The sequence below is a fragment of the Hyphomicrobium sp. genome (assembly GCF_019753045.1).
In the GTDB taxonomy this organism is placed as follows: Bacteria; Pseudomonadota; Alphaproteobacteria; order Rhizobiales; family Hyphomicrobiaceae; genus Hyphomicrobium_B.
The window spans coordinates 98221-120427 of sequence record NZ_JAIELN010000005.1; the positions used below are offsets into that span (position 1 = coordinate 98221).

Sequence of the window (22207 nt, forward strand, 5' to 3'; positions counted from 1 at the left end):
CGTTGCTCCGCGCTCGAGCGCCGTATTTGGTGCCTCGCCGGCGCTTGGCAATTCTTGAAGAAGCCTACATTCTCGCGAAAGCTGCCGCAGGGAGCTTGGTAGCCACGGCCTTCGATCACCCACGCTCCCCAATAAACGTCTTACGCGGCCGCCAAATAAAAAATGGAGGAGCGAAATGACCCAAACACAGGAGAAGACCGCCGACGGCATTCGAAGTGACGACCTTCAAACGATCACTCCGCACTTGGTTTGCGCTGGCGCCAGCGAAGCCATCGACTTTTACAAGAAGGCTTTTGGCGCGGTCGAAATGATGCGATTGCCGGGTAAGAACGGCAAACTGATGCACGGCGCCATCAAAATCGGCAAAGCGCAGGTGATGCTCGTCGATGAAGATCCGGAATGGGGATCGCTTTCGCCGTTAGCGCTCGGCGGCAGTCCGGTTACGATCCATCTTTACGTTGCCGACGTCGATGCGTTCATCGAGCGAGCGGTGAAAGCCGGTGCGATACCTCTAATACCGATCGCAGATATGTTCTGGGGCGACCGCTACGGCATCATCGAAGATCCGTTCGGTCACAAGTGGTCCATCGCAACACATCAGCGCGACATGAGCGCCGCCGAAATCGAAGAAGCGATGAAGACGTTCATGCCGTCATCCGGCGCGGGCGATTGCAAATAGCGATCAGCGCCTGCGCCGTGATACTTCGAGGCCGTGAGCGGCTCTACTCGATCTTCACGATCTCAGCTTCGCCAGTGCCGGCGTGTACGACATCACCGACGCTCTTCTCCATCAGCGCTTGCGCCAATGGTGAGGTGTAGGAAATCTTGCCCTTCGCCGGGTTCGATTCATCTTCGCCGACCAGGCGGTATTTCTGGATACGGCCGTCGTCCCGTTCGAGGGTGACGAGCGATCCAAACGAGACGACCGATGAGCCGGTCGGCGGGTTCTGAACTTCGGCGCTGCCGAAACGCTGGTTCCAATAGCGGAAGTCGCGCGAAGCCCGCTGGATCGCATCGCGGTCGCCCGAACGCTGGGCTTCCGCAAGCTCGGCCTGCAGCCTTCCCACCTCGGCCTCGATGTGAGCCAAGCCTTCCGGCGTTACCAGATTGCGATGCTCAGAGACGAGCTTCTCGGGAAGCTCTTCTACTGCGTCCGATTCTTTGACGAATGCTCTGCTCATCCCCCTTATATAGGCTCTCTCGGAGGCAGGTACCAGAATGCGGCAACACCAGGAAACGCTGGAAATCAGAACCAATGGTCCGGGCCTCGTAGAATTCACGGAAGCGGCGGCCCGGGTCGTCGAAGAGGCAGGCATTTTGACTGGCCTGGCCCATCTTTTCTGCCGCCATACGTCGGCCTCGCTGCTGATCCAGGAGAACGCCGACCCGGACGTCCAGCTCGATCTCGCGGCCTTTTTCAGACGTCTGGTTCCGGATGGCGATCCGCTCTTCCTGCATCAGTCGGAAGGTCCGGACGACATGGCGGCGCATGTTAAGAGTGCGCTAACCCAGACGACGCTCGCTATCCCAATCGCGGACGGGCGAATGCTGCTCGGCACGTGGCAAGGCATCTACCTGTTCGAACACCGCCGACGGCCGCATACCCGGCAGGTCGTCATCCACGTGCTTGGATCTTAGCGCACACGCGTCTCGTGCCCTCACCGATGCGATCGATCAATCGAGACGATAATTGAAGCTAACCGACACGCGCTCGGACTTCGCGTGATTGACGGGCACCTCGTGGCGGAGCCAGCTTTCCCAGAGCAACAGCGTCCCCGCGGCCGGAGCGACTGCGACAAACGTCTTGTTCTTCTCTTTTGCCGCCGGCTTGCGCGATGGAGCGGCCATCATCATCGGCAACCGGGGATCTTCGTATTTGATCGCGCTCGCATCCTTCGGAACGGCGAGGTAAAGCGTGCCGCTGATCACCGAATGCGGGTGGATGTGCGCGGTGTGAAAGCCGCCCGGCTTCAGGATATTGATCCATAGGCTGTCGAGGGCGAGGCGCTTCCCCGTCAGCTCGAATTCGAGCGTTTTCGCGAAGGCGCCCGCATGCCGATCCAATACCGCGACGAGATCGGCAAATGCCGGGTGCCTACCGGGAAGGTCGTTTAGCGAAGCATAGGATGTATATCCTGCATAATCGTTCGCCTTCGACCACGCCTGCCCTGCCCGGTCTTGGGCGGAGATTTCGCGCGCCGCCTCCCCAAGCTCTTGGATCAGCGACGATGTTTGGCCGCGCTGGAGCTCTTCCCGGTAAATCTGGGTGACGAAAAGCTCTTGGAGGCGCGCCATTGACTACTCCCCGCTGCGCAATCGAAGGTGAAATGTCGCGTTTACCCCAGCACGCTTGCGCATGGAAGGGCCGGTTCCGACCTGCTAAACACCGCGGCAAATCAATCGCAGAGCCTTTCGGAGAGACAACCAATGTCCGACACTTCGCCTGAATCGCAAGCACGCGCCGCCACGGCGGCCCTGATCCGCGAATACTACGCGGCGTTCAATCGCGGCGATACCGACACCATGCTGAACTTCCTGACCGACGACGTGATCCACGACGTCAACCAGGGCGAGCGGCGCCAGGGCAAAGAGAAGTTTCGCGCCTTCAACGCGCGCATGACGCACAATTACAAGGAAGAGCTGAAGGACATCGTAGTCCTCGTCTCCAAGGACGCGACGCGCGCGGCCGCGGAATTCAATGTGCATGGAACGTACAAGAACACGGAAGAGGGTTTGCCCGACGCCGTCGGCCAGAAATACGTTCTACCGGCCGGCACGTTCTTCGCGGTCCGCGACGGCAAGATCGCCCGCGTCACCACCTACTACAATCTGACGGATTGGATCGCGCAGGTCGCGGGCTGAGGCATCGACGAGATATGGCGACTAACGCGGGCGACAAGAAGAAGCTCGAAGTCAAATCGGTCACCGGGGAGGACATTCTCAAGGTCCTTCCCGATCTCAGCCGCCTGCGGATGATCGTGTTTCGCGATTGGCCGTATCTCTACGAGGGCACGCTCGAATACGAGCAAAAGTATCTCGAGAAGTTCGCCAAGGCCAAAGGGGCCGTCGTCATCGCGGCCTTTGACGGAGACCAAATGGTCGGCGCGTCGACCGGTGCGCCGATGATCGAACATGCGGACGAATTCGGCGAGCCCTTCAGAAAAGCCGGCTACGACATCACGAAGATCTTCTATTGCGGCGAGAGCGTGCTGTTGAAGAGCCACCGTGGCCATGGACTAGGGCACGCTTTCTTCGACGGCCGTGAGGCTCAGGCGAAAAAGCTCGGCGGGTTCACCCATTCGTCATTCTGCCGCGTCGTCCGGCCTGACGATCACCCGTTGAAGCCGGCGGATTATGCCCCACTTGATCCGTTCTGGCGCAAGCGCGGGTATGCTCCCGTCGACGGGATCATCGCGACCTACGACTGGCAGGACATCGACCAGCCCGGCGAGACGCCCCACAAGATGCAGTTCTGGATGAAGACCCTCTGATGACAGCGAAGCATCTCAAAGTTGCGAGCTCGCAATATCCGATCGGCCAGCCGAAGACGCTTGCCGAATGGGAGAAGAAGATCGCACTGTGGGTGAAGAACGGCGCGGCGACCGGCGCGGAACTTCTCGTATTTCCCGAATACGCGGCGATCGAGCAGGCTGCCTGCTTTGGCCCCGAGATCTACGAAGATTTGCAGGCAACGCTTACAAAAGTGGCGGAGCTGAAAGAGAGCCGCGTCCAGTTCCATCTGGAGCTCGCGGCGAAGCATAACGTGCATATCCTCGTCGGTTCTGGACCGACGAAGAAGATCGACGGCCGCTTCGTCAACGCCGCTCAGCTCGTGACCCCCAAAGGTTCGGTCGGCGAGCAGGAGAAGCTCGTGATGACGCCGTTCGAGCATGGTTGGGGCGTCACCGCAGGCGGTCCAGTGCGCGTGTTCTCGACATCGCTCGGCACCATCGGCATCGCCATCTGCTACGATAGCGAATTCCCGCTCATCACGCGGGCAATGGCGGAAGCGGGCGCGGAAGTGCTGCTCGTTCCCTCGTGCACGGAGCGGGTCTCCGGATATCACCGCGTTCGCACCGGCTCGATGGCGCGTGCGCTGGAGAATACGATTGCCGCCGTCCAGAGCCCGACCGTCGGCGACGCGCCTTGGTCACCCGCGGTCGACTTCAATGCGGGCGCTGCAGGCGTCTATGTGCCCTCCGAACATGGCGTATCGGATACCGGCGTGCTTGCCGAAGGCACGTTGAACGCCGCCGAGTGGGTGACGGCCAGCATCGACCTCACCCGTCTCGCGCGCGTTCGCGAGACAGGCGAGATGCACAACTATGGCGACTGGCTGAAGCAGCCCGGCGGCGGAACGACGGCGAAGGTCGCCGTCGAAGTCGTCAAACTAATCTGAGTCCGGGGGGCGCTATTTCAGCGCCCAGGTGACCGTCACGCGGGCTTCGAGCGTGCTCGTTCCGGCTTCGATCGGAACGGACATCTCGGCCTTCGCCAACCGCGGGGCATAGGTCACGGGGCCGCTTGCCTGCGTTTCTTCCGATATCTGCAAGACGTTGCCGACTTCGGCGCCGGCAGCACCGGCTAGAAGCTTGGCGCGCCGCAAAGCATTCGCGATGGCTTCCTTGCGGGCATCGTCCTTCAGCGTATCCTCTTTGGAAACCACGAACGACAATCCCTGAATTTGATTGGCGCCTGCGCTTACGATCTCATCCAGGACCTCGCCCAGTTTATCGAGGGCGCGAACGTACACGACCACCTGATTGGTAACGCGATATCCCCTGAGCTGCGGCGGTTGTCCGTCCTTGGAATAATCCATTACCGGCTCGACGTTAAAAGCTGCGGTCTGAATGTCCTTCGGATCGATCCCTTTCGCTTTGAGCTCCGCGATGACTTTGCTCATCGTCTCGCTATTTCCGGTCAAAGCTTCACGTGCGGTCTTGGCTTCCGTCGTGACGCCTGAGGTGATACGCGCGCTATCGGGTTCGGCCTCTGCGGTGCCGGTTGCCGAGACCGTGATAGAGCGTTCGATGGGCATCTGCTGGGCCTGCAATCCTGTCGCCTGTGTCATGAGGAACCCCGTCGCGACGGCGCCCGAGAGCGCCGAAACGAGAAATCGAGAACGCAGAGCTATTGGCATGTTGGTCTCCTCACCTTTTCCCAGGTCGCTATAAGCGGTTCGCGGGCAAATGAGGGCAAAATCCTGTATTTCAGCTGAACGCACGGCATTTAGCGCCAGTATGCGCTCTTGGGTTGTCTTGCGACCCTCGGTTCTCCTGATATAGCATCCGCGCCAGGCAGCATGAACTCCCGAAGGCACTGAGACCAAGGAATGACTGAAACGCATCTTCGCGAGCGCGCCGCAAACATGGCCGACGATTCCGACATTCGTCATTTTTTCGCAACGGACTTTCTCGTCGTCGGATTTTTCACCCCGAACTACGAGCCGGCCGCACGAGCCTTTGCACAAAACCTCGCCGAGCACCGAATCTCGCATCACCTTTACGCGCGTCCGATCGTCGAAGGCGACTGGTACTCGCAGACCCGCCAGAAGCCGACGGTCCTCGCTCACGCCCGTCGCGACTATCCAAATGAAAATCTCATTTTCATGGATGTCGATTGCCGGGTCCGCGGTGATATCAGCGGGATACTCAACACGCGCGGCGACGTCGTCATGCGAACGAAGGGCACTGCAAAAGGAACGCAGCGTGCGCTGAAGCCGACGACTCGCGTCTTGCTCCTACGCCCGACACCCGGGGCCGACGCCTTCATCGCCGGATGGGAGGGCACGTGTCGCAGCGCGGGCCCCGGCCAATCAGCCGAATTCATGCTGATCCATGCGATGTCGGATAGTCCCGAGATTTACTCTGTCGGAACGCTGCCGATCAGGCTTGCAGGCATAGAACTGCACGATGCTCATCCCGACGCCGTCATCGTGCACGATAGCATTCGCGATCCGACGCGTCCCGCCTGGGCGCTCCGCCGGGGCGCGCAGAAATATTTCCGCGCGGGCCGCAACGCGGCTTACCGTTTGGCGACCGGCAAAACCTATGATGAACTCTATGGCAAGCGCCGTGCGGGGCAGAAAATTCAGTAAAGATGTGTCGGCGACAGAATGCCAACGCAGAATCGTCAACCGGGACTGGCCCTTCTGCGAACATCTGTTAAGAGAAACGCGCGCGGGCCCGTAGCTCAATGGTTAGAGCTGACGGCTCATAACCGTCTGGTTCCAGGTTCGAGTCCTGGCGGGCCCACCAATAAAATCAATAACTTATAGGAATCTCCCGGACCCTCGGCGGCTTCGCTGGGTCCATTCTGGGTCCATACCCTGGCAAAAAAGGCGCTGACCTAGATCAGCGCCTTGAGTTTGCCCGAACCACAGAAGCAGAGCCCATCTGCACAGTGATTGCATTTCGTCGGCTAGTTTTATTCGCGTGACTCATCAATGCGTGAATTGCTGACCTCACAGAATTAGTTGCCTGGAATCTCTGCGAAGACGCACTTCGTGCGAGCAATTTTTTCTGCTCGGTGAATTTGGCTTGAGCACCAGCTTGACCATCCTTCCGAATACGAGTCCCTCATCAAAGCCTAGCCATCTCGGCCTTTCGTCGTTGCGTTCCTGCCGAAGGTGCTTGGCACTGTCGTCAATCATCAGGGACGCATCTTGTGCCGAAGCTTCGTCTTGTTCTCACAATCATTGGCTGGCTGCTTGCGATGGCTATCGCTGTCACTGCGTCAAGCACCAGCGTCATCTACGCCTATCGCTATGGGCTCATCCTCGCAGGCTCAGAGCCACAGCCCTGGTTGACCGGCGCCGCACTCGCAATCGCCGATGTTGTGAAGATTGGCCTGCCCGCGATTATCGTAGCGCTGTGGGCCCGATCGCACAGCGCAACGGCGCGAACGCTTAGCGTCGTCTTTGCGATGTTGCTTGGCCTTTCACTCTGGTCCTTGACGTCGATCACCGCGATCGAGCGAGCCGCGAATGACGCAAAGGCTACGAACGCATCACGGATCGAAGCTGATTTGCGCAATGAGCTGGCCGCTGCTGAGAACCGCATTGTCGAACTGGGTTCGCCACCTCCCGTGGCGGCGGTGGAGGCCGAGATTGATAGCGTTAAGGCCGATGCCCGTTGGCGAACGACAGCGGCGTGCAACCCGGTCCATATATTCCCATCTACCCAGCGCTTCTGCGAGAAGGCGGCGCTAAAGCAAGCGGCGCTGGCCAATGCGAGCGAGGCCGGCGGCCTCAGGGTGCGCATCGACGAGATCAGACGGAAGCTGACAACTCCACCGCCTGATGTGGCCAAGATCGCTAGCCCCGAGTTGACCACGATCTCTGACGTCTTTGGATGGCGCACCGAGAGTGTCGGCTTTGCTCGCGCAGTGTTCTTCGCGATCTCGCTCGAACTTCTCGGCGCATTTGTGCCATCTGCCGTCTGGTACTTGCGCCCCACTGTCGGCGCCAGTTCACCCGCACCTACGGGAGTGCCGCAACCCGCCAAGGTTGCCGATACGTCCATCAAGCCGAAATCTCCAGCACCGCCGGCTCCCTCGCGCCAGACGGCCAGAACACCTTCAACCGGAAAACGCGGGCGCAGGCGCGATCCGAACGTACTCGATTTCGTTCGCAAGTTTCGCGAGCGTCACGGGCGGTCGCCGAATATCCCCGAGATGCGAGCCCAGTTTCCGGATCTCCACAAATCGACACTGTGGCGCGCAACCCAGGCTGCATCTGAGGAGGACGGTCGCCGGCAACTTCTGTCAGCGTAGCGGTTTCAGAACTCGACGACGATCGGTTGCAGATCGTGGATTGTCAGTCTCACAAAATCTCGGAAGTGAACGCGCCACCAGATGCTTAGGCATTTTGCAACCCAACTTCTGCAACCGCTACCTAGCGCGAGTGTCGAATAGCAACCCGGTAGGGCGTTTCCATCATCCGCTCTGCATCGCATGGGTTCGATCTCGGCTTGCCAAATGTATTGGCGCTACCAAGCAATCGCCCACACGGTCTAGAGAAAGCGTACCCAGCGCATCCGTGGCCAGTGCATGCGCTGGGTCACTCCTGCTTCAGATCCCGGGCAGGCGACCATCTCGCCCCCCTCCACACCAAATGCAAGGAGTTCGGATTATCGCGAAATACCCGTCAGGCGCCGCGCCTCGGTCCAGATTTCTCCAGTTTCCCATTCCTGGATGGATGAGCCTTTGATCGTGTCGACAATGAGCTTCGCTGCAAAGTCCGCGGCACAGGTACAAGGCAGCGTCATCAGCTCGTTCTTGATCGCTTCGGCTCGGCCATAGAAGAGCCGATCCAGCAGCTTGTCCGCGGCATCAATATCAAGGCTGTCATCCACGGCATACTCATGCGCCTCCGCGTTGATGGCTTCCCAGGCGCGTAGCAAACGCAGAATTGGTGTCTCGGTAGCGGATCTCATTGAGTTAGCGTTCACGTGAGTTGCCTGGCGTCGAGATGGGATCGAAACTGCCGTATCCATATAAACCTCCATTGCTCTATTCCGGTGAGGGTCGGATCAAAGTTGCGATTGTTTGATTTTTATTGAAAGCATATGTAAGCATTTTACTCTCATTTGTCAATGAGCGTTGTCAATGGTAAGCAAATTTCTTACAAGAGGGGTCTGTCCATTTATACTTGACGGGATGCGCATGGCTAAAGAGACAAAAACCGCAATGCTCGCAATTCGGGTGACGCCTAAGCTGAAGGCTGTGCTCGATCAGCTTGCGGATGCCGAACGCCGCTCGACGGCCACACAGGCCGAAATTCTCCTCGAAGAAGGACTCGAAAAGCGAGGTCTTTGGCCGGCTTCAGGCAAGAGAGGCCAAAAATAGCGTCCTTTGATCCAATCAGATCACATCATTGTTGTGGAGCGCGCGGTCCGCAGATGCGCGATTATCTTCGCGTCGTGCTAATGAGTCAGTCTGAGTTGTAGGGAGTTTCACTCATCCGCCAACAAGTGCGAGGAGGAGACGATTTCTAGTCCCGTGCTCAATCCCGAAATCGCCTCACTCGCGCTTGATTACGCAACCTCTCATCCATTCGAGAGGATCGGCGATCATGCTTGGATTTCTTCGACATCTACAAAGTTGAGACAGAGCCGCGGTCATTTCGCGCTTACTGGGCGAGCACTGTTAATTTTGGGCGCTATTTGGTTCTCGCTTGGCCTCTATGAGATGATCTTCAATCGACACGAGCCTGTCCAGACAGCGCAACATGCTCTACCGCGAAACGAAAAAACTAACGACGTTGACCGATCCAATAATGAGCTGGGAACAAGTGTCTCCAACAACGCTGTGGCGCCCGAGGGACGTCCGTGGCCGAAGAAGGGCGTTCAACTGTTTCAATTGCTAGCGGCGCTGGGATTGCTTGGGAGTTGGCCTTTGATTAAGGCCGGGAGACGGCGCCTTACTATTGCGGACGAGCGGGGCGCAGCCCTGGAAAATACGCTCAGATCGCAGCTTTCACTTCACCGCAATGTGGCTCAGCAAGTCGATAGCCGCAAGGAATTCCTTGAGGACAACGTTCTGTGCGAGAGCGCAGAGTGCGCCATTTGGAAATGGGATTACCGATTGAATGTTTCGAAGGTGCTCGTCCGGGACTACGATGACCCGATCGTGGACAGGTATCTGCAGGCTGAAATGCGTGCCGAAGAAAGGATTCGCGAAACATTTCCTGATTTGATCTCGTGTTCGGAAATCTTTCGACAGGGTGTCAGTGCCTTTGAATTTCCTGAGCCTGAAAAGATCGTCACATTCCAAGTGCCGGGATTGGGCGGGCGACAACTTGAGTTTATTCGGAGAAGCCATATCGAGCGCATTAACGAAAGGCGCTCCGTATACGATGCAGCCATGAGATGCCCGCTTCCAGGATGGCAGGAAGCACTAGCCTGCCAGCAAGAGCACCTACGCCGCGAAGAGGCCAAAGAAGATGCCGAGCGGGATCACGTGCTCCATGCCAAAGAGGAACAGAGGCAAGCGCGCCGGATGGCAGTAACTGTGCACCTGGGAGATATCTAGTCACCTTGAGGAAACGTCAGTGCGCCAAATTCAAAGCGTGCCGTCCCGCCTCTATAATTTGAGGCATCAATTTTGGGATGAAGGGCAAACTGGCAAGAAACACCCAGCATGCGGCCTCGATCAATCGATGCGTTACCAAGACTCGACTGTCGTTACGCCGTACGTGCGCGATAGCGGTCCCTTTTTCGCCATGCCCTTCGCCGACGGCCTCACGCCATCAGACGAGAAGACGTGGCACTGACTGATTGACACTTATTCCGAATAATATTGTTGGATTTTATAGGCCGAACTTTGACTTGGTCTGAGCCTCGGCACCTACGCCGATTTTGTCGTCACCCTGATCAACTTTCTCCAACCGGGTGACGCATGGCCTCGACGCCTTCGCCTTCGCTTCAACTCGAAATCCCAGCGGCTGGCGATTACCGCGGTCAATGGGCCGATGTCATGCAACGCCTGCTGACGCAGATCGACAAGTCGATCGCGGGCGTGACTACGATCACCACGACCGGCGGCACAATCATTCTGTCGGATACGCAGTATGTCGACAATCAATCGCGCCAGTCGACCATCATTGTTTCTGGCGCCCTTACTGCGGACGTTGTGATCGTCGTTCCTGCACGCAACAAGCGCTACGTCCTCGTCAACAAGACGACAGGCGGCAAGGCTATCTCGATCAAAAGCCCGACCGGAAGCCCAAAGGAATGTCCCGCGCAGGGTTCAGTCGGAATTCTCCGAGTTGCCGAGGACAATTCGATTACCCATGCCGGCCCATATGTGGATATGGCAACCGGTGCCATCACCTCGACGAATTATGCCCTTCAATCGTCGCTTCAGTCCGAGATTAATCGCGCCAGCGCTGAAGAGGCGACGCTCATCAAGAGGGATGGCTCGCGCTCATTCACTGCCGTCGTTTCTGGCATCACGCCGACGGCAGACGCACACCTTACAACGAAGAAGTACGTCGACGACGCGACCGGCCTCCAGGACGCGATCTTCACTACCGGCGGCACGGCGTCAGCCTTCACCGTCACTACCGGCAACAACATTACGCCATTCGACAATATGGCGCTGTCTATTCGTCTTCATGCCACGAACAACAAGGATTGCACGCTCTCTGTCGATGGAAGCGCGGCAAAGCCCATTCGCGGCTTCACCGGGAAATCACTCTCCGCCGGCGTCGGCATCGCTGGCACACCGTATCGCGTGATCTACGTCGCCGCGACGCAGGAATGGATTTTCTCGGGCTTTTTCCAGAACCCCTATCAGATCCCGATCGGCGGCTTCCTGCCGTTCTGCTCGACCGCCGTTCCGAACAGCAACTTCATCCTGCCATTCGGTCAGGCTCTTTCGCGAACGACGTATGCAGAACTCTACAATCTCATCGGCACAGCATTCGGAGCTGGCGATGGAGCCAGCACGTTCAACGCTCCGGATCTTCGTGGCCGCACGATCTTCGGCCTCGACAACATGGGCGGTGCTGCCGCTGGACGCCTCACGACGATCGCCGGCACGACTGTCGGCGGCGTTGGCGGTGCGGAGACGGTCGCTCTCGCTCGCTCAAACCTTCCGAACGTGCAGCTCGCCCTCAGCGGCTCGACCAGCGCATCCGGCGATCACCAGCACTTGATGGAGCCGGATTCCGCAAAGACCGGTTCTAACGCCGCTACGCCAGGGGGCTTTTACACGTCTTCGGGTGACGCCGGCACGAGAACGCCCGCCAGCAAGTTGACTAACTTGGCCGGCAACCACGCGCACAGCGTCAGTGGCGCGACCGAGAGCATGAACGGAGGCGTTGAGCAGACGGCGATCAACAAGCTGCCGCCGGCAATCGTGCTCCCGATGCTTCTGCGCGTGCTCTAAGGAGGTCAAGGATGTTTTCACCCATCCCCCAGGGCCTGCCTCTAGGTGTCGTCGGCAATTGGTCGAATACGCTGCGAAGCGCCAGCAGGTTTCAGGAGTAGAGTTGTGTCAGTGGAGTATTCCGGTCTCGGAGACCGCATCAAGCTTCCATCGACGAACCCGACGCGGACGCTGGCGGATGCTCGTCAAATCCTTCGCGCCAATCTAGAGACAGGCAAACCGAGTTGCTGTCCCGTCTGCGCCCAGGATGCGAAGTTGTACGCACGGAAGTTTCGGGCACCTTGGCTCAAAGCCCTTCGAGCGCTCGCAGACAGCCTTTATCTCTCGCCTCGCGAGATGGTAGCGATTTGCAAGGCACGCGATTACCCAGCCCTCACCTACTTCGGACTGGCGCACCGGAATCCATCGGATGGCATGTGGCGCATCTCACAGCTTGGACGCGATTTCCTTGATGGCCGCGTGACGCTGCCGAGCCACGCGATAATTTACAATAAGGAAGTCGTCGGCTTCGATGAGACGAAGCGCATCCATATCTTGGACCTTGATCCGTGCGAGCGCTTCTCACTCGACGAGCTGATGTCGACGAAACCGATGGTTGCTTAGGTTGTTTGTCCCGGACTATCTGCTGACTTGCCATGGCTCAGTCAGTCCACGGCTGCATCCGATCAATCGCCTTCAGCAATAAGCTCGCCGGTTTCATCGTCAATCTTGGCCTGCTCAAGCGCCGGTCCGAGCAATCTTTTCGTGTCGGCGCTCAATGAATATCGTCGAATGGGTGCAAGGGCCGGGATACGACCTTGTAGTTCGTGGTGCATCTCGACAAGCCATGGCTTCTCTTCAGCCAGTGACTCCGAGAGCCGTCCAGTTTGATACCGCTCCTGCAAACCCTCCAGAATTGTTCGCTGGGCTGCAGGCGACGCATCCAGCAGTGTATTGACAAACGTCTTAGGTGTAATCGCCGTCAGTACGGGATCATCGGCACAATCTGGCTTTGTGTGACTGCCAGACCAGCATACGCGGCCCCGGAATAGCTCTGCGTCCTCCGACATCGCCTCAAGTAGGCTCTTGCCCAGCGCCGGCCACGTCTCCCTATAAGCTAGACCGGACTGCTCAAAAAAGTAGTCGTAGACCGTCGTAAAGCCGGCCCGGTCGGTATCTTGGAAGCCGAGGCCGAATGCGCCGTGACGATAATCGCGAAATGACCATCGGCGAAGCCGTCCTTCTTTCCGGAGATCATCAATATAGGCCTTCCCCTCATCTAGGACCTCAGCCTCGCTCTTTTTAAGTTCTCCGATCCGTGCCCCCCAGTTTCTCAGCCCGAGAACGTGCAAGATGACGCCTGGATCATCAAATACCCTATGCTGAAACTCTGACTCCAATCTGGCGAATGCATTCTCAAACTCAGATGTCTCGCGCAAGAATCCGTGCCAAACTTTACGCCAATTCGGTTCCTCATCCGGCGCAACAAATGCCTCGTCTATAGACAGCGAGGCATTAGTAGTTGCGGGTTCGATTTTTCCATCACAAAGCGTTTGGATGAGCACTTCGTCGCTTAGGATGGAATCGTGAAGATAGATCCGGGGATAACGGTCTTGGGCTATCGAAAGTGGCGTGCCTTTCTGCGCGGGATCTTTTTGTTTGATCATACTGCCTGCAACGATAGTGTCGACGCGCGACGTTAGGTGTTCCCGTTGCAATCTTCCGGCATTGACTTCTAGGGCGAGCGCGAGAAACAGTTTGAATGCCTGTTCCATCCCGGGTCGTTTTGCCCTGAGATCCGCGGCGATAATTTTATAAACCCGCTCCCAGCATCGAAGGGATTGGTCGAGAACACGCAGGCTGTGCGTTTCGGACTGAGCAAAGATGTCCAGGATCGAGTTGAAATTTTGAGTAAGGAAATCTCTAGCGCCCTCGTCGCCTATGTTTGCAATAAAATGCATAAGAGCCGGAGGCACATCTTCAATCAGCGAGAAGGTAATCCCTATGACTTTCTCACGGACACGAAGGTATTTTTCCTTTTCGAGGATCTCGACTTCGTTGGCAATAATGAGGACTCGACGCCCTTCATGCTCGACAAACGTATTGATGAAGGCGAGGACTTCGTCCGGCGGTAGGACGGCCCGTTCGAGGTCATCAAAAACTATTAAGTCGCAGAAGTTGTCAGGTAGCCAAGAGGTTGCATCGGCGGCTGTTCCGCTTCCGATACGTCGATAGATGGCCTTTGCAAGCTGGGTACCTAGTTTGGCGTATTTGTTATCTTTGACCGGGGCGAGCGCGGCGAGCAAAGAGAACGCGATATCGTCGGTTGATTTGGCGCCATACAGACTGACGTAGGCAATTTTTTTGCCGTTTGCCTTCAGCTTCTGCAGATGATTTTTGACGTTAAATGATTTGCCAATGCCCCATGGACCATTGACCATCACCGCATAGTGGGGTGGGTGCGAAAGGCCCAGATAGTAGTCGAGATATTCGAATATATGTCCGTTGCTCATGCAGCAGCCTTACAAGATCCTTCGAATAGGAATTCGCTACGTGTTTGAGCCGGTCAAGAGGATCCGACAAAAATATCCCTTTTGAATTGGTGATTCGCTTTCGTGTACCGTCAGTGCGAATCGATTCGATCGGTCAGGTGCTTATGCAGGCGCTAATGCCGTGGAGGGATGAAAATGAGCGGGATCGAGGATTTTGCTGAACTGGGTCGGATGTTTGGGGATGCTGGGAAAGCTATCGAGGGACTCGATGGCGAACTCGGAACTGTGAGTTTCGACCCTCATGATCCCTCAAGTATCGAAAAGGCGATATCCGATCTCGAACGCATAATCGATGAACGCGTGGGCCCGCATTCCAACAACGCGCTTATCACGCAAATCGTTGAGGATCTCAAAGAGACCTATCGCCAAGGAATTTTGGACCAAGCTGCAGCGGCGCGATTGAATCCCGAGTGAGGAAAATGTCAGACGACCCCGAACTCTTTGACCAAATTAATAACGCCGTTTTGGATCTGCAAACGGCAGAATTTCAGTCCTATGAACGTCCGTTACGACGGTTGGGTACGTTGCTGCGGCATGAGGCTTTGGCCAACATCAATCAAAGTCTGACCGACGGGCTCGATCTCGACGGATTTCTGAACGAAAGTTTTGCTACACAGGGGGGCATGATTGGAAGTGCGCGCCTAGCATGGCCCGATGAGCCTAAAAAGGTACTTGGCTTGACGCTGCTGCTCGTTGAGCGGTTTGCGGACTCTCCGGAATGGATTCAGGACTTCGGGCACACGTACTATTACACGGGCCGTAAGATTATGGGTGACGTGCGCGCAGTCGTGTCGCAATTGATCATTCCCTTTGTTCGGGACTACCGCAGCTATGTCGTACGTCAGGGAAGAATTACAGCGGTGATGAGAACACCTGCACCGCGTAAGGTGTTCATCGTCCACGGCCACGACCACCAAGCGTTGTGGGAAGTGGCGCGTTTTTTGGAGCACAGTGAATTTGAAACTGTCATCCTCCAGGAACGCGCGAGCCAGAGCCGCACGATCATTGAAAAGATCGAGGCAAATCGAGATGTTGGATTTGCGGTAGTGATCTTGACCCCCGACGATGAAGGTTGCGCCAAGGGCGAAACTCTGGCACCGCGAGCGCGGCAAAACGTTTTGCTAGAACTCGGGTATTTTATGGCTCATTTGCAGCGTGAACGCGTGTGTGTGTTGATGCGTGGCCGCGTGGACGTACCGACGGATTTTGCTGGCGTGATTTGGATAGATATGGATACGGCGGGCGGCTGGAAGTTACGGCTTGGTCGGGAGCTAAGAGCCGCGGGCTACGAGCTTGATCTCAACAAGGCCGCCTAGAACGGCCAAATTAGTCTGGAATTTTTTGTCCTAAACACTGGTCAACCCTCCAGTCGCAGTCCCACCCCACGTCGTCGGCCAGGTCGCAGATTGTTCTTATCGGCCTGCCTGACATAGCGCGCAAGAATGGCCTGCGATCGGTGCCCGGTCACGCTGGCGATCTCCAACGTGGATGCGCCCGCCTCCGCGGCGCTTGTTGCAAAGCCGTGGCGCAAGGAATGTGCTGCATATCGCGCGCCCTCAGACTGAGCGAGCTTTTCCGGCACACCACTTTTGACAAGGTGCTCCGCCACGCGTGCCTTCACGATTCGCGCCACATAGTCAGGCGATAGGCGTTCTGGCTGCAGCCGGTCACCTTTCCTGATTGACCGGAACACGGGTTTGCCGGGCTCGATCCGAGCACTATCGAGCCAGCGATCAATCGCCTTTGCCGCTTCCCTGTTGTCCTCGCGATTGACGATGATGGGATCATCATCATCGGTCACAGTCTTGCCGCGCACGAGCACTATCCGGAAATCCTTCGCGTTCCGAACGAGGATACCGCTTCCCTCAGCCAGCCAATCTAGATCAAGACCGACAAGCTCACTCCGCCGGCGCGCTGCCGCGAAGCCCAGCGCCAACAGAGCAGCATCTCGGACTGAGACTAGATCGTCACCTAGGCCTTCGATGATGTCGAGGAGCTGGCGCGTCTGAAGCGCAGCGGACTGACTGGGCAACTCGGCCTTCTCTCGCTTGATGCCTTGAAGCACGCCGCGGAGAGCGGGGTGATGGGTATCGAAGCTCAGCCCCTTCGCAACATGGGCAGCACGGATAGCGGGGATCGCCGTGCGGACCGTTGCGATCGCCTGGCCGGTTTCACCGTCCCCTGCTCGCCTACCTCCGCGTCGTCCGCTGTTCGCGCGTTCGGCGACCCAGTTCGCCACCGCCACGGGGGTTGCAGGATAGGGAGCGGCGCCCTGCCCTGCGCAATATGCCTCCCAAGCTTTGATTTGAGCGGCATAGGCGCGAAGCGTGTTCGGAGCGAGCGATGCTTTCAGGAAGTCGAGGGCGTCCTTCGACAGAAGATCAATGCGCGGAATGATGTCTGTCATCGCCATGGCGCGCCTCCCCGGCGCCACAAAACGAGATAGGTCCCGATAACCATCCCTTGTCGGAACCTATTTAGGGACTTTTTCGTCCCCGACAATGACGACATCCGTCTTCGGCGGAATCTGCTACCTCGCTCCTATGGATAAGTGGCACGGACGCCAGATCACAGCGGCACGAGCACTGGCCGGCTTGACGATCACAGAGCTGGCTACGGCGGCTGGCGTCACTGAGCGGACAATCGGGCGGATAGAGTCTGCAGGGACGATCACGATTTCCGAGCGCTTGACGCATGGCGCCAACTCTCAACTTAGCAGAAGGTTGTGTCAGCTCTTTTGCAACATGGTGTGCAGCTGACATCTTGCAGTTCCACGCAAGGCGCCGGGGTTTTCTGGACGCGTCGTTCGAAGCCCCCCTCTCTGACGCCATGAGCCGACCTTCGCAGTGTGAATCATGAAATTGCATTCATCTATGCCTAGCGGACGCGTTCACGATCAACTTTGCCAGGGCTTGCCGCAGTTCACGACCTTCGGCTTTAACAGTATCAGCCCACCGGTCTTTCTCGAATTCACGACCGCGTTGGCCTTGCTTCAGAACTATCGCTCCGAGCACGTTGCCAGACTCGACCAGCTCTTCCATTGGCCACGGAGGAATGTGCGGGGGATACGGATCCTTCTCTGGCTTCTCCACGAAACTCTCTAGGTTACGCATCGTGAAATTAGCACTTAGACGTTCGCGACACCGCTTCGCAAGCCGATCCATCATCGATGCGGCGGCATCTCCGCACAATATTCGCGCCTCTTCCAGCTGTCTTTGAAGATTATCCCTCGCCGCTTTAATTTCGGTGTCAAATCCCTCGAAGTCATCGAAGAATGCACCATACTTGTCCACCATCTCAGAACGTGATCCCTCCTGCATGATGAACAATTGGCGCCGACGAAAAAGCAGCTCTTCGACTTCCTGTACTTCGCGCAGAAGCTTTTGAGCAAAGTCTGCTTGACGCCTCGCATCATCTGGTTGCCGCCAGCGGTAAAATGCGAGCATCGCGACTAGCAATGTCCCTATAGATCCTATTGCTTGCAGCCAGTCTGTGATGCTTGGATGCTGGAAAATATCCTGCACATTCAATCCTTCAGCCTCAAAGAGCAATCGGCATTGACGAACAGCCCGCGGCAAAGCCGAAGCCGGAATACATAGAATAAGTAATTTGCAATAGTCGTGTCTCCGCCATTCGGCGCGTGTCGCTAGCTTGGAGTACTAAATGCCGCCCCTCAGGTTCGTATAGATTGCAAGAACTTCTTCGGCGAGTTCGTCAGACAGGGGCGGATCGACGTTGATCTCAATAGGTCCGTTCTGACCTCCGACCTTCCGCTCATCCATTTGACCAATCAGCTTCGTGAAGCGCTCCCTTAGATCTTCCGGGAAATCCTTTTCTACATTTAAAATGAGCAGCATTCCGTAGACGAATCCAAATCGCTTTCTCAACGGTCCGTCGCCGACTAGGATGTTCAACGCCTCCCAGAATTTCTTGCGCGCATAGGAATTCTGCTCCACCCGCTGCTCTCCTTTGCTCCCTAATGCCTGAAGCGCATCCTCCCCAGCTTTGCGAAACTGGCAAGTGCAGATCTCGCTAGCGGCATACATTTTTGCGGAGTCTAATAATGGTGCAAAGGGAAACCGGCGCACATTATCGTTTCAACCCAAAACAGGGAGCTAATCCCTGCAAGTGAGCTGCATTCCACATGACTGAGAAGCCGAAGCCGCCGTTAGATGGCGAGTTAAGGACACGAAGCGGAATGGCAGTGCTGTCGGCACGACTTACGAACTTTGCTCTCGCCAACTAGAACGATCGGGCAGAGGTCAGCACATCTGAATTGAATCACGACTTCTTCTCTTCGTCCCCTGTGGAGTCGAATTCATACCAATCCGACGCATCTGCCAGTGCCGTCAAATAGCGAAACCGACTTCTGAGTAGGTCCATCTCCATCTCAGGCCGATAGTCGAGATGCCTCACGGGGCGCAGAAAGACAGAGTGATCAATCACGTCCAGGTCAGCCTTGATAGCAGCGGCATTGGCAACCTCTGCATCCTTCCAAATAGCCACCGGAGAGTGCTTCGGATCGGCCAAATGGGAAACCTTGGCGTAATGCGCTTCGAGCTTCTTCTCCAAGGCGGCAATCTGAGACTGCAGCTTGCCAAGGTCGTCTTCCGGGACGAACGAGGCGTCGAGCCGGTTCGGGAAATCCTGTGACGCGTGTTTCGTGATTTCCGCTTCCAGGAGTTGGATGCACTTGATGACCGCCGCACCAAACTGCTTAGGCCGCTCTAACTCCCACAAGTCACGCACCGAGAAGTGACCGATGACGCCCCAGCCGATTTCATGCACAAGGGTGTGCCTTATCTCAAAAAGCTCGTCGATAATGTCGTGCAGTGACTTTTTGATCCTTTGGCCCCACCGAGATTCATGAAATTCGCAATCGCGTAATACCTTTTCCGCGGTGGCTTTGATATTGAGGCCGTCGAACACTCTTTGGAGTTCCCGGACGTAAGCGGCGGTGTTGGCCACCCGGATGGACGCGCCAACCAATAGAGGCACGGTGACTTCCTCCATCATCATTTGGCTTAAAGCCTCTTCGCGCGCCGCCTTCACATCGTCTTTGGTTATGCGTGAAGGGTCGTACGTCAACAGATCCACGACGCGGGAACGCACATGCCACTCCAAGCAGGTGATGAAACCGACCGCGTAATAGTTGATTATCTCATAGGTGTAGATGAAGCGGCCAAAAGCTATTCCTTTCTCTTCACACTCTTTCTTGAGCGCAATGAACGAATTTATATCTTCGACCAAACTCTCTGCGCGAGACAGCGCCGAAAATGCTCTCAAGCTGCGGATGCTGTTTTTCGCGTGGCGAGTCGCGAATTCTATGTGATAATGCTTCTTAGGCGCTGCCTTGGCCATCGCCTTCCCCCCAAAACTTGGCATGCTGATTTCTAAGGCGAAGCTACATCCCAAAACAACCCCGGCGGCGGATTAGTCTTTTGGGAGTTCGCTTTTCGCGCCGACTCTCGCTCTGTCATCGTCCGGTTACCAGGTGCGCTTCTCACCTATCTCGACCAACGCGCATCGAATTGCTGTTTCGTTTCCGGACGTAATGACGCCGCGAAACTATTATGGAATGAACCAGCACCAATATTGAGGCGCTACTTCAGGGTATCACCATGCGTACTCGGTCTCATTCGACATCAGCATTCGATCCCCTCGAAGATAAGATTCGAAAACTAGAGGAGGAGCTAGACTCGGCGCGCAGAACTATCATCCGCCTCGTGCCGATCGAATACCAAGAGATTCTTGAATCGTTTTACGAGTGTCAGTCGACCCGCGATTTTTGGAGGTGGAAAGAGCTGGCCGCAGAGAAAATTGCCAATAGAGTTCCTGAGAACGCGATAACAGAGTCCTTTGGAACGCGACGCGCCGATTGCCCTCTTTGTGGAAGATCGACGATGGGTCCGTATGCCGAAGGCTTTGCTATTCCGAGAGGCTTGATTCACCACTTGACCGGCTTCGGCAACGCGCACCATTGCGATGTTTCCGAGGCTGCATTCCGGCTCGGCAGAAAATATGTCGAGCGCGAATTTGGAGAGGCCGAGAGAACCGCTCAGCAAGCCGAAGATGCAGACAAAGCGCGTGTGCTTGCGGCGCGGCGAACGACGGAAACACTGTATAAAGTCCACCCATTCAGTCCGCCGGAACTTGTGGATGAAGGATCTCGTTCCTGGTTCGGCACTTGTAGAGCAGCCGAGAAGATTTCTTGGGCTGAAGCCAGAGTAATCTCGCTGGGTTTCAGCCGTCATCTCGATGGAAATGTGCTGTCACTCACGCTGGAGCGCGAAGATCACATTATCTTTGCGGACATTCGCGACGAAAAGAAAATCACGTTCAACATATTCAAGAGCCCTCCCAAAAAATCGAAGAGACTGAAAAAAGGCAGCTTCGATTTTCTCGACAGCATCAAACACGATCTGCAGTCTAAATTTGAAGAACGGCTGTCCACGGCACTGCTATTGTTCTAGGCCGCGCATTTCATAAGCGTGGCAACGTGACGTATAGGAGCAGTCTGCTCTGCCACTAAAGCGACGCGGTTTACGCACGGCTGCGAAATGACGCGTAGGGCCAAGAGCGGTCATTCCTGAAACGAGTGGCTAACTACTACTTGTCCGGCACATGCAAGGACATTGTGAAGATGAGCGTACCATCGACTCCCCGCGCCGAGACCTCTTTCACAGCGCCAAGTGGGGCGTCGTTTTCAAACGTCATAAGAAAGTCCTTTACTGCTCGCATGGCCAGCGTCGGCGTCGCTTTCGTTGCGGGATAGTTCATGCGGAATTGGCCTTTTCGGTCGAAGCCCTCGCCGCGATTTCTGTAGGTGAATGTCACGTGAACCACGTACTTTGCTCCTGCCTCAAATGCGCGTTGCTGGTGTGCACGCACCACGGAGTCATCCCATAATGGTTCGGCAAACGTGAACGCGATTTTCTCGGTGATCATCATTGCGACCAAGGCGAGTGCTTCGGCCTCCTCCTGCCGGTCTGGATGCCAAGCGCTTGGCTTCTTCAGATTACCGTGAAAGTAGTGGCCGCGTTTTTCCACCAATTCGCCGATCAAGGATTTTGGGGTGTTGAACGTCGCCAAGAATGCGCGCTCAGGTTCAGAAACTAACCGATCCGCCTTTCCCTTTTGGATCACCATCTCGATCGCGCCTAAAAATACCTCGTTTTCACTAAGTGCACCCTTGAGAGCCTCGCTCTTGAACTTTCCGCCTCCGTAAAGCGATTCAAATAGCATGAACGAATACCGGAACGAGTCGATGTATCGCCGGTCGAGCAACTCTCGCCGCGCAAAATCGGTTAGTGTTGCCGTGAAATCCGGGTCGCCTGATGTGAGGTCGGCTGCGAGCACCGCACGAGTGATAAAGTCGTAAGTTAGCGTAAGGGGGCGTGGTTGCCTTCTAACGCCCATCGAGAGCAGATCAATTTTGTCTTTCTCCTCATCGCTTTCGGCGATGTAGCGGATATCCACGGTCTCTATGTCGAGTTCCACATCGAACATGCACTTCAGATAGGAAAGGGTGCGCTTCATTTTGGAGTGGACGGAGGCTTTATGCATGCAGCGGTCAGTGATGCTTAGCTTTGCCGGTCCTTCGGAAAGCTCCTCCACAAGCGGTGCGCTCGTCAGCGGCTCCCCCGCGATGGACACTAGGAATGCCTTTGCGAGCTTATCCTCGACCTCAACGGAGAACTCTCCGCCAAGGGCAGCGAATGCCCAGTGGTCATCCAACTCGATCGGACGTGTAAGTGGGAAGCGAAAGATAATTTTCATCAGCT

General features: G+C 56.5%; 25 protein-coding genes and 1 tRNA gene. 16 read left to right on the forward strand and 10 right to left on the reverse strand.

From position 1 onward, the window contains the following. Nucleotides 1-175: 175 nt before the first annotated feature. Nucleotides 176-679, forward strand: coding sequence for a VOC family protein (locus K2Q04_RS05560; protein ID WP_291160415.1), 504 nt, complete (start codon nucleotides 176-178; stop codon nucleotides 677-679). 43 nt (nucleotides 680-722) lie between these two features. On the opposite strand, the gene greA is transcribed toward K2Q04_RS05560, so the two are convergent. Continuing rightward, nucleotides 723-1181, reverse strand: coding sequence for a transcription elongation factor GreA (gene greA / locus K2Q04_RS05565; protein WP_291160417.1), 459 nt, complete (start codon nucleotides 1179-1181; stop codon nucleotides 723-725). A gap of 37 nt (nucleotides 1182-1218) precedes the next feature. Here greA and K2Q04_RS05570 point away from each other — a divergent pair, with 37 nt between their 5' ends. Then, entirely contained in the window at nucleotides 1219-1638 is a 420-nt protein-coding gene (locus K2Q04_RS05570; protein ID WP_291160420.1) for a secondary thiamine-phosphate synthase enzyme YjbQ, read from the forward strand. A 36-nt stretch (nucleotides 1639-1674) separates the two neighbouring features. Here the strand turns inward: K2Q04_RS05570 and K2Q04_RS05575 are convergent, their stop codons facing one another. Next, nucleotides 1675-2295, reverse strand: coding sequence for a TIGR02466 family protein (locus tag K2Q04_RS05575; RefSeq protein WP_291160423.1), 621 nt, complete (start codon nucleotides 2293-2295; stop codon nucleotides 1675-1677). Nucleotides 2296-2427: 132 nt separating this feature from the next. Here K2Q04_RS05575 and K2Q04_RS05580 point away from each other — a divergent pair, with 132 nt between their 5' ends. From K2Q04_RS05580 to K2Q04_RS05590, 3 genes are read left to right on the forward strand one after another with little or no spacing between them, the layout of a single operon-like run. Next, entirely contained in the window at nucleotides 2428-2862 is a 435-nt protein-coding gene (locus K2Q04_RS05580) for a ketosteroid isomerase-related protein (protein WP_291160425.1), read from the forward strand. A gap of 14 nt (nucleotides 2863-2876) precedes the next feature. Next, nucleotides 2877-3491, forward strand: a complete 615-nt coding sequence (locus K2Q04_RS05585) for a GNAT family N-acetyltransferase (RefSeq protein ID WP_291160428.1) — start codon at nucleotides 2877-2879, stop codon at nucleotides 3489-3491. Then, nucleotides 3491-4399 carry a carbon-nitrogen hydrolase family protein gene (locus K2Q04_RS05590; RefSeq protein ID WP_291160430.1) on the forward strand — a complete coding sequence of 303 codons (909 nt, stop codon included), beginning with the start codon at nucleotides 3491-3493 and terminating at the stop codon, nucleotides 4397-4399. Before K2Q04_RS05585 ends, K2Q04_RS05590 begins: the two co-directional genes overlap by 1 nt. 12 nt (nucleotides 4400-4411) lie before the next feature. Here K2Q04_RS05590 and K2Q04_RS05595 read toward each other — a convergent pair whose 3' ends face one another. Further along, on the reverse strand, nucleotides 4412-5140 hold the full coding sequence (locus K2Q04_RS05595) for an SIMPL domain-containing protein (RefSeq protein WP_291160432.1): 729 nt from the start codon (nucleotides 5138-5140) through the stop codon (nucleotides 4412-4414). 192 nt (nucleotides 5141-5332) lie between these two features. Between K2Q04_RS05595 and K2Q04_RS05600 the strand changes: the two genes are divergently transcribed. The 3 genes from K2Q04_RS05600 to K2Q04_RS05610 all read left to right on the forward strand — a co-directional run bounded on the left by K2Q04_RS05600 (nucleotide 5333) and on the right by K2Q04_RS05610 (nucleotide 7773). Further along, nucleotides 5333-6097: a hypothetical protein gene (locus K2Q04_RS05600; RefSeq protein WP_291160435.1), complete on the forward strand. Its 765-nt coding sequence runs from the start codon at nucleotides 5333-5335 to the stop codon at nucleotides 6095-6097. A gap of 84 nt (nucleotides 6098-6181) precedes the next feature. Next, a tRNA-Ile gene (locus K2Q04_RS05605) sits at nucleotides 6182-6257 on the forward strand. A gap of 409 nt (nucleotides 6258-6666) precedes the next feature. Beyond that, the gene (locus K2Q04_RS05610; protein ID WP_291160437.1) at nucleotides 6667-7773 is read left to right on the forward strand and encodes a hypothetical protein; all 1107 of its coding nucleotides are present in this window, start codon (nucleotides 6667-6669) and stop codon (nucleotides 7771-7773) included. 356 nt (nucleotides 7774-8129) lie between these two features. On the opposite strand, the gene K2Q04_RS05615 is transcribed toward K2Q04_RS05610, so the two are convergent. Then, on the reverse strand, nucleotides 8130-8435 hold the full coding sequence (locus K2Q04_RS05615) for a hypothetical protein (RefSeq protein ID WP_291160440.1): 306 nt from the start codon (nucleotides 8433-8435) through the stop codon (nucleotides 8130-8132). A 229-nt stretch (nucleotides 8436-8664) separates the two neighbouring features. Between K2Q04_RS05615 and K2Q04_RS05620 the strand changes: the two genes are divergently transcribed. The 4 genes from K2Q04_RS05620 to K2Q04_RS05635 all read left to right on the forward strand — a co-directional run bounded on the left by K2Q04_RS05620 (nucleotide 8665) and on the right by K2Q04_RS05635 (nucleotide 12495). After that, on the forward strand, nucleotides 8665-8847 hold the full coding sequence (locus K2Q04_RS05620; RefSeq protein ID WP_291160443.1) for a hypothetical protein: 183 nt from the start codon (nucleotides 8665-8667) through the stop codon (nucleotides 8845-8847). Nucleotides 8848-9000: 153 nt separating this feature from the next. Then, nucleotides 9001-10032, forward strand: a complete 1032-nt coding sequence (locus K2Q04_RS05625; RefSeq protein WP_291160446.1) for a hypothetical protein — start codon at nucleotides 9001-9003, stop codon at nucleotides 10030-10032. A 366-nt stretch (nucleotides 10033-10398) separates the two neighbouring features. Next, nucleotides 10399-11892: a phage tail protein gene (locus K2Q04_RS05630; RefSeq protein ID WP_291160448.1), complete on the forward strand. Its 1494-nt coding sequence runs from the start codon at nucleotides 10399-10401 to the stop codon at nucleotides 11890-11892. Between the two features lie 105 nt (nucleotides 11893-11997). Then, entirely contained in the window at nucleotides 11998-12495 is a 498-nt protein-coding gene (locus tag K2Q04_RS05635) for a hypothetical protein (RefSeq protein ID WP_291160451.1), read from the forward strand. A 62-nt stretch (nucleotides 12496-12557) separates the two neighbouring features. On the opposite strand, the gene K2Q04_RS05640 is transcribed toward K2Q04_RS05635, so the two are convergent. Continuing rightward, the gene (locus K2Q04_RS05640) at nucleotides 12558-14384 is read right to left on the reverse strand and encodes a P-loop NTPase fold protein (protein WP_291160453.1); all 1827 of its coding nucleotides are present in this window, start codon (nucleotides 14382-14384) and stop codon (nucleotides 12558-12560) included. Nucleotides 14385-14558: 174 nt separating this feature from the next. Between K2Q04_RS05640 and K2Q04_RS05645 the strand changes: the two genes are divergently transcribed. Together K2Q04_RS05645 and K2Q04_RS05650 are read left to right on the forward strand one after the other, a co-directional pair. Next, the gene (locus K2Q04_RS05645) at nucleotides 14559-14837 is read left to right on the forward strand and encodes a hypothetical protein (protein ID WP_291160455.1); all 279 of its coding nucleotides are present in this window, start codon (nucleotides 14559-14561) and stop codon (nucleotides 14835-14837) included. A gap of 5 nt (nucleotides 14838-14842) precedes the next feature. Further along, the gene (locus tag K2Q04_RS05650; protein WP_291160458.1) at nucleotides 14843-15739 is read left to right on the forward strand and encodes a nucleotide-binding protein; all 897 of its coding nucleotides are present in this window, start codon (nucleotides 14843-14845) and stop codon (nucleotides 15737-15739) included. A gap of 41 nt (nucleotides 15740-15780) precedes the next feature. Here K2Q04_RS05650 and K2Q04_RS05655 read toward each other — a convergent pair whose 3' ends face one another. Beyond that, the gene (locus K2Q04_RS05655) at nucleotides 15781-16836 is read right to left on the reverse strand and encodes a tyrosine-type recombinase/integrase (protein WP_291160460.1); all 1056 of its coding nucleotides are present in this window, start codon (nucleotides 16834-16836) and stop codon (nucleotides 15781-15783) included. Nucleotides 16837-16966: 130 nt separating this feature from the next. On the opposite strand from K2Q04_RS05655, the gene K2Q04_RS22180 reads away from it, so the two are divergent. Beyond that, nucleotides 16967-17182 carry a helix-turn-helix transcriptional regulator gene (locus K2Q04_RS22180; RefSeq protein ID WP_366935740.1) on the forward strand — a complete coding sequence of 72 codons (216 nt, stop codon included), beginning with the start codon at nucleotides 16967-16969 and terminating at the stop codon, nucleotides 17180-17182. Between the two features lie 108 nt (nucleotides 17183-17290). Here K2Q04_RS22180 and K2Q04_RS05660 read toward each other — a convergent pair whose 3' ends face one another. The 3 genes from K2Q04_RS05660 to K2Q04_RS05670 all read right to left on the reverse strand — a co-directional run bounded on the left by K2Q04_RS05660 (nucleotide 17291) and on the right by K2Q04_RS05670 (nucleotide 19784). After that, nucleotides 17291-17953, reverse strand: coding sequence for a hypothetical protein (locus K2Q04_RS05660; RefSeq protein WP_291160463.1), 663 nt, complete (start codon nucleotides 17951-17953; stop codon nucleotides 17291-17293). Nucleotides 17954-18082: 129 nt separating this feature from the next. Next, complete coding sequence (locus tag K2Q04_RS05665) at nucleotides 18083-18379, reverse strand: hypothetical protein (RefSeq protein WP_291160466.1); 297 nt, start codon at nucleotides 18377-18379, stop codon at nucleotides 18083-18085. 325 nt (nucleotides 18380-18704) lie between these two features. Continuing rightward, nucleotides 18705-19784: a hypothetical protein gene (locus K2Q04_RS05670; protein ID WP_291160469.1), complete on the reverse strand. Its 1080-nt coding sequence runs from the start codon at nucleotides 19782-19784 to the stop codon at nucleotides 18705-18707. 542 nt (nucleotides 19785-20326) lie between these two features. Here K2Q04_RS05670 and K2Q04_RS05675 point away from each other — a divergent pair. After that, entirely contained in the window at nucleotides 20327-20896 is a 570-nt protein-coding gene (locus K2Q04_RS05675) for a hypothetical protein (protein ID WP_291160471.1), read from the forward strand. Between the two features lie 136 nt (nucleotides 20897-21032). Here the strand turns inward: K2Q04_RS05675 and K2Q04_RS05680 are convergent, their stop codons facing one another. After that, nucleotides 21033-22202, reverse strand: coding sequence for a hypothetical protein (locus K2Q04_RS05680; protein ID WP_291160473.1), 1170 nt, complete (start codon nucleotides 22200-22202; stop codon nucleotides 21033-21035). Nucleotides 22203-22207: the final 5 nt, after the last annotated feature.

Excerpts from the sequence above, each read along its gene's own strand:
- K2Q04_RS05560 (WP_291160415.1), top strand. The coding sequence starts at position 176 with ATGACCCAAACACAGGAGAAGACCGCCGACGGCATTCGAAGTGACGAC.
- greA (WP_291160417.1), bottom strand. The coding sequence starts at position 1,181 with ATGAGCAGAGCATTCGTCAAAGAATCGGACGCAGTAGAAGAGCTTCCC.
- K2Q04_RS05570 (WP_291160420.1), top strand. The coding sequence starts at position 1,219 with ATGCGGCAACACCAGGAAACGCTGGAAATCAGAACCAATGGTCCGGGC.
- K2Q04_RS05575 (WP_291160423.1), bottom strand. The coding sequence starts at position 2,295 with ATGGCGCGCCTCCAAGAGCTTTTCGTCACCCAGATTTACCGGGAAGAG.
- K2Q04_RS05580 (WP_291160425.1), top strand. The coding sequence starts at position 2,428 with ATGTCCGACACTTCGCCTGAATCGCAAGCACGCGCCGCCACGGCGGCC.
- K2Q04_RS05585 (WP_291160428.1), top strand. The coding sequence starts at position 2,877 with ATGGCGACTAACGCGGGCGACAAGAAGAAGCTCGAAGTCAAATCGGTC.
- K2Q04_RS05590 (WP_291160430.1), top strand. The coding sequence starts at position 3,491 with ATGACAGCGAAGCATCTCAAAGTTGCGAGCTCGCAATATCCGATCGGC.
- K2Q04_RS05595 (WP_291160432.1), bottom strand. The coding sequence starts at position 5,140 with ATGCCAATAGCTCTGCGTTCTCGATTTCTCGTTTCGGCGCTCTCGGGC.
- K2Q04_RS05600 (WP_291160435.1), top strand. The coding sequence starts at position 5,333 with ATGACTGAAACGCATCTTCGCGAGCGCGCCGCAAACATGGCCGACGAT.
- K2Q04_RS05615 (WP_291160440.1), bottom strand. The coding sequence starts at position 8,435 with ATGAGATCCGCTACCGAGACACCAATTCTGCGTTTGCTACGCGCCTGG.
- K2Q04_RS05620 (WP_291160443.1), top strand. The coding sequence starts at position 8,665 with ATGGCTAAAGAGACAAAAACCGCAATGCTCGCAATTCGGGTGACGCCT.
- K2Q04_RS05630 (WP_291160448.1), top strand. The coding sequence starts at position 10,399 with ATGGCCTCGACGCCTTCGCCTTCGCTTCAACTCGAAATCCCAGCGGCT.
- K2Q04_RS05640 (WP_291160453.1), bottom strand. The coding sequence starts at position 14,384 with ATGAGCAACGGACATATATTCGAATATCTCGACTACTATCTGGGCCTT.
- K2Q04_RS05645 (WP_291160455.1), top strand. The coding sequence starts at position 14,559 with ATGAGCGGGATCGAGGATTTTGCTGAACTGGGTCGGATGTTTGGGGAT.
- K2Q04_RS05650 (WP_291160458.1), top strand. The coding sequence starts at position 14,843 with ATGTCAGACGACCCCGAACTCTTTGACCAAATTAATAACGCCGTTTTG.
- K2Q04_RS05655 (WP_291160460.1), bottom strand. The coding sequence starts at position 16,836 with ATGGCGATGACAGACATCATTCCGCGCATTGATCTTCTGTCGAAGGAC.
- K2Q04_RS22180 (WP_366935740.1), top strand. The coding sequence starts at position 16,967 with ATGGATAAGTGGCACGGACGCCAGATCACAGCGGCACGAGCACTGGCC.
- K2Q04_RS05670 (WP_291160469.1), bottom strand. The coding sequence starts at position 19,784 with ATGGCCAAGGCAGCGCCTAAGAAGCATTATCACATAGAATTCGCGACT.
- K2Q04_RS05675 (WP_291160471.1), top strand. The coding sequence starts at position 20,327 with ATGGGTCCGTATGCCGAAGGCTTTGCTATTCCGAGAGGCTTGATTCAC.
- K2Q04_RS05680 (WP_291160473.1), bottom strand. The coding sequence starts at position 22,202 with ATGAAAATTATCTTTCGCTTCCCACTTACACGTCCGATCGAGTTGGAT.